Here is a 4,245-nt window from a genome sequence, read left to right on the forward strand (position 1 = left end):
CTGCAGGCCGCCTACGACACGGTGTCCCCGGCCGCCGTGCTGGTGCCCTCCTCCGCGGAGGGCAAGGAGATCGCCGCACGCCTGGCGCTGCGCATCGAGGGCGGCATCATCACCGACGCCGTCGACCTGGAGGCCGACGGCGAGGCCGTGGTGGCCACGCAGTCCGCGTTCGCCGCGTCCTACTCCACCAAGTCCCGGGTCTCCCGCGGCACTCCCGTCATCACGGTCAAGCCGAACTCCGCCGCGGTGGAGGCCGCCCCGGCCGCCGGCACGGTCGAGGAGCTGGCCGTCACGTTCTCGGCGCAGGCCACCGGTACGAAGGTCACCGGGCGCACCCCGCGTGAGTCGACGGGGCGCCCGGACCTGACCGAGGCGGCGATCGTGGTCTCCGGCGGCCGTGGCGTCAACGGCGCGGAGAACTTCCCGCTGATCGAGGCACTCGCCGACTCCCTGGGTGCGGCCGTGGGCGCCTCGCGTGCCGCGGTGGACGCGGGCTGGTACCCGCACTCCAACCAGGTCGGCCAGACCGGCAAGAGCGTGTCGCCGCAGCTGTACATCGCCAACGGTATCTCCGGTGCGATCCAGCACCGGGCCGGCATGCAGACCTCGAAGACCATCGTCGCGGTCAACAAGGACGCCGAGGCCCCGATCTTCGACCTCGTCGACTACGGCGTCGTCGGCGACCTCTTCGACGTCGTCCCCCAGCTCACCGAAGAGATCAACACCCGCAAGGGCTGATCCGTCCGGCTGTTCCGACGGGGCCGTGTGGCGTTCATCGCCGCGCGGCCCCGTCCGCGTACCGGGACCTTGTGAGGGGGCCATTGACGCAGGTCACCCGGCCCGTTAACTTCGCTATACGGATTGTTGATTCCGTGAAGCGGAAACAGTGAGCGTATGGAGGGTGCACGAATGGGTCAGCAGGAGAAGGTGTCGACGAGCCTCGCGGGCGCGGTCAGCGAGGGCATCAGCGCCTCACTCGCCCCGGTCGACGCGGAGTTGGAACGCCGCTATCCCGGAGACCCAGGCACGCGTCAGCCGGTCCACACCGTCTACGTCCCCGCGGACGCCTTCGCCGCGGGCACCCTTCGGTCCTGGGGTGACCAGGCGCTCGCGCAGCTCGACGAACACGCCCCGGACGCCGCCTCGTTCGCCGCGGTGCTCGGCCTGTCCGAGGAGCTCGCCGAGCCGGTCCACAGCCGCGTACGGGCGAAGCTGGAGCGCGAGCCGATCGAGGACCTGCGGGTCGACTTCGAGGACGGCTACCGGCCCGCATCCTCCGCCGACGAGGACGAGACCGCCGCCCGCGCCGCCCGCGTCATCTCCGAGGCGTACGCGAAGGGCACCGCCGCCCCGTACATGGGCATCCGCATGAAGTGCATGGAGGCCCCGGTCCGCGACCGCGGCATCCGTACCCTCGACATCTTCCTCACCGGCCTCATGGAGAACGGCGGGCTGCCCGACGGGCTCGTGCTCACCCTGCCCAAGGTGACGTACCCGGAGCAGGTCACCGCGATGGTCCGGCTCCTCGAGGCGTTCGAGAAGCAGCACGGACTCGACGCCGGCCGGCTCGGCTTCGAGATCCAGATCGAGACCAGCCAGTCCATCCTCGCCGCCGACGGCACCGCCGCCGTGGCCCGGATGATCGACGCCGCCGAGGGGCGCGCGACCGGTCTGCACTACGGCACCTTCGACTACAGCGCCTGCCTCGGCGTGTCCGCCGCGTACCAGGCCAGTGACCACCCGGCCGCCGACTACGCCAAGGCCGTCATGCAGGTCGCCGCCGCCGGTACGGGAGTGCGCGTCTCCGACGGCTCGACGAACGTGCTGCCCATCGGCAGCACCGCCAAGGTGCACGACGCCTGGCGCCTGCACTACGGCCTCACGCGCCGCGCCCTGGCCCGCGCCTACTACCAGGGCTGGGACATGCATCCGGGCCACATCCCGACGCGCTATGCGGCCGTCTTCGCCTTCTACCGCGAGGGCTTCGAGCAGGCCGCCGCCCGCCTCGCCGCCTACGCGAACCAGGCCTCCGGCGACATCGCCGACGAGCCCGCCACCGCGAAGGCCCTCGCCGGGTACCTGCTGCGCGGGCTGGACTGCGGTGCGCTCGACGTCGCCGAGGTGGCCCGGCTCACCGGCCAGACCCGCGCGGACCTGGAGGGCTACGCGGCTCCGCGGCGCGGTGACCTGACGGTGAGCGGCCAGTAGGAGTCGGCACAAGGCGCACGGCAGGGGCGCAGTAGCTGTGGCAGGAAGCGGCCCGAACGAGACACCGTTCGGGCCGCTTCGCCGTCCACCGCGCCTACGGGCGCACCGGCCTCGCTGTGCACCCGCACCCGGCGGGTCGCCCGGGCCGCGCGGTCCGCGTCGACCACGAAGGCGCCCTCGGTGCGCAGCCCCTGGATGCTGGCGTCGGGCCGGCGCGCCGAGACGCCCGGGAAGACCCGCGCCTGCCCCCGGTAGTTCTGCAGCACCGAGCATCGACTGTCCCGCGGTGAACGGGGATTCGACGGCGAGGTTCGTGCCCTCGACGTTCCCGGAAGACCCAATCAATGTTGGGGAGAATTACCCGCAGGGTCGCGTGGGGGAGGGGGGAACCATCCCATCTCCCCACGTAGTGGATCCAGGCATCGGACCATTGGTCAGGGCGCCGGGGGCAGCTCTCCCGAACCGCGAGTGATCAGCCGTGTCGGCAGTTCGATGTGTTCCGGCAGCAGCGTCGCCCCGTCCAGCTGACGGAACAGGCGCTCGGCCGCGGTCCGGCCCAGCTGCGCCGCGTCCTGCGCGACCACGGTGACTCCCGGCCGCAGCAGATCGCCCAGCTCGATGTCGTCGAAGCCCACCAGGGCGACGCTGCGGTCGAGTTCGGCCAGTACGCGGACCACGGTCACCGTCACACGGTTGTTGCCCGCGAAGATCGCCGTGACGGGGTCCGGCCCCTTCAGCATCTCCTCGGCCGCGCGCCGCACCCGCTCGGGGTCGGTGACGCCGAGGGACATCCACTGCTCCGCGACTGGTATGCCCGCGTCCTCCATCGCCGCCCGGTAACCGCGAAGGCGCTCGGCGGCCGTGTGGATGCGCGGCTGGTCGCCGATGAAACCGATGCGGCGGTGGCCGCCCGCGATGAGGTGCGCGACGCCGCCCCGGGCGCCGCCGAAGCTGTCCGAGAGCACGACGTCCGCGTCGATCCGCCCGGCGGGCCGGTCCACGAACACCGTCGCGACGCCGGCCGCGATCTCCGGCTCCAGGTAGCGGTGGTCGTCCCCGGCCGGGATCACCACGAGGCCGTCCACGCGGCGCGCGCACAGCGCGAGCACCAGCTCCTGCTCGCGCTCCGGGTCCTCGGCGCTCGAGCCGTTGATCAGCAGTGCGCCGTGCGCCCGCGCGACCTCTTCCACGGCGCGGCTCAGCGGCCCGTAGAACGGGTCCGCCAGATCCTCCAGGACCAGGCCGATGCTGGCCGTGCGGCCCTTGCGCAGCACCCGCGCGCTGTCGTTGCGCCGGAAGCCGAGGGCGGCGATCGCCTCCTGCACGCGCCGCTCGGTGTCCGGGGTGACGCCCGGCTCCCCGTTGACGACCCGGGAGACCGTCTTGAGGCCCACCCCGGCGCGTGCGGCGACGTCCTTCATGGTCGGGCGATTGCCGTAGCGGTTCTCGGTGCGGCGGGCGGTGCGGTCCACTATGCGCTGTCCTGTCCTGTCGTCGCTGCCGGGAAGCCGGCCACCTGGAAGGGGGTGACGGGCCCGTTCGTCAGGGTTCATCATCCTGTACGGGCATGTGGCGTCGAGCATAGGGCCTGGACAACGTTGTCAGATGCGGGGGAGACTGTCCACCACTTCGACCGCTTCGTAGAGTTTCCTTCTCCGACCTGCCTTTTTCTTCAGGGGATCTGACACTGATGCACATGGACCTCGTCGCCGCGCTGGACATCGGCGGCACCAAGATCGCCGGCGCCCTCGTGGACGAGCAGGGGCGCATCCTCGCGCGGGCGCAACGGCCGACCCCCGCGCAGGAGGACGGCGAGACGGTGATGGGCGCGGTCCAGGGGGTGCTCACCGAGCTGACGGCGTCCGAGCTGTGGCCCCGGGTGCGGGCCGTCGGCATCGGCAGCGCCGGCCCGGTGGACCGCTCGGCCGGCACGGTCAGCCCGGTCAACGTGCCGGGCTGGCGCGGCTTCCCGCTGGTGGCGCGCGTCAAGGACCTCGCGGGCGGGCTTCCCGTCGACCTCGTCGGCGACGGCGTGGC

General features: G+C 72.2%; 5 protein-coding genes. 3 read left to right on the forward strand and 2 right to left on the reverse strand.

All coding sequences use genetic code 11. The annotated features are described in order from the left end of the window. Both G3I40_RS45950 and G3I40_RS45955 read left to right on the forward strand, forming a co-directional pair. Nucleotides 1-738, forward strand: a 738-nt coding sequence (locus G3I40_RS45950) for an electron transfer flavoprotein subunit alpha/FixB family protein (protein ID WP_164560722.1), incomplete at its 5' end; no start/stop codon positions are given. A gap of 171 nt (nucleotides 739-909) precedes the next feature. Next, nucleotides 910-2,208, forward strand: a complete 1,299-nt coding sequence (locus G3I40_RS45955) for an aldolase/citrate lyase family protein (protein WP_164560723.1) — start codon at nucleotides 910-912, stop codon at nucleotides 2,206-2,208. Here the strand turns inward: G3I40_RS45955 and G3I40_RS45960 are convergent. Together G3I40_RS45960 and G3I40_RS45965 are read right to left on the reverse strand one after the other, a co-directional pair. Further along, nucleotides 2,163-2,474 carry a hypothetical protein gene (locus G3I40_RS45960; protein ID WP_164560724.1) on the reverse strand — a complete coding sequence of 104 codons (312 nt, stop codon included), beginning with the start codon at nucleotides 2,472-2,474 and terminating at the stop codon, nucleotides 2,163-2,165. The two genes, G3I40_RS45955 and G3I40_RS45960, sit on opposite strands and share 46 nt — an antisense overlap. A gap of 168 nt (nucleotides 2,475-2,642) precedes the next feature. Continuing rightward, on the reverse strand, nucleotides 2,643-3,629 hold the full coding sequence (locus G3I40_RS45965; protein ID WP_239092339.1) for a LacI family DNA-binding transcriptional regulator: 987 nt from the start codon (nucleotides 3,627-3,629) through the stop codon (nucleotides 2,643-2,645). Between the two features lie 269 nt (nucleotides 3,630-3,898). Here G3I40_RS45965 and G3I40_RS45970 point away from each other — a divergent pair. Then, a partial coding sequence (locus G3I40_RS45970; RefSeq protein WP_164560726.1) for an ROK family protein occupies nucleotides 3,899-4,245 on the forward strand: 347 nt, incomplete at its 3' end.

The organism is Streptomyces sp. SID14478 (assembly GCF_010548525.1).
In the GTDB taxonomy this organism is placed as follows: Bacteria; Actinomycetota; Actinomycetes; order Streptomycetales; family Streptomycetaceae; genus Streptomyces.

What these genes read in the sequence shown, in the direction of transcription:
- G3I40_RS45955 (WP_164560723.1), top strand. Translation starts at nt 910, where the DNA reads ATGGGTCAGCAGGAGAAGGTGTCGACGAGCCTCGCGGGCGCGGTCAGC.
- G3I40_RS45965 (WP_239092339.1), bottom strand. Translation starts at nt 3,629, where the DNA reads ATGAAGGACGTCGCCGCACGCGCCGGGGTGGGCCTCAAGACGGTCTCC.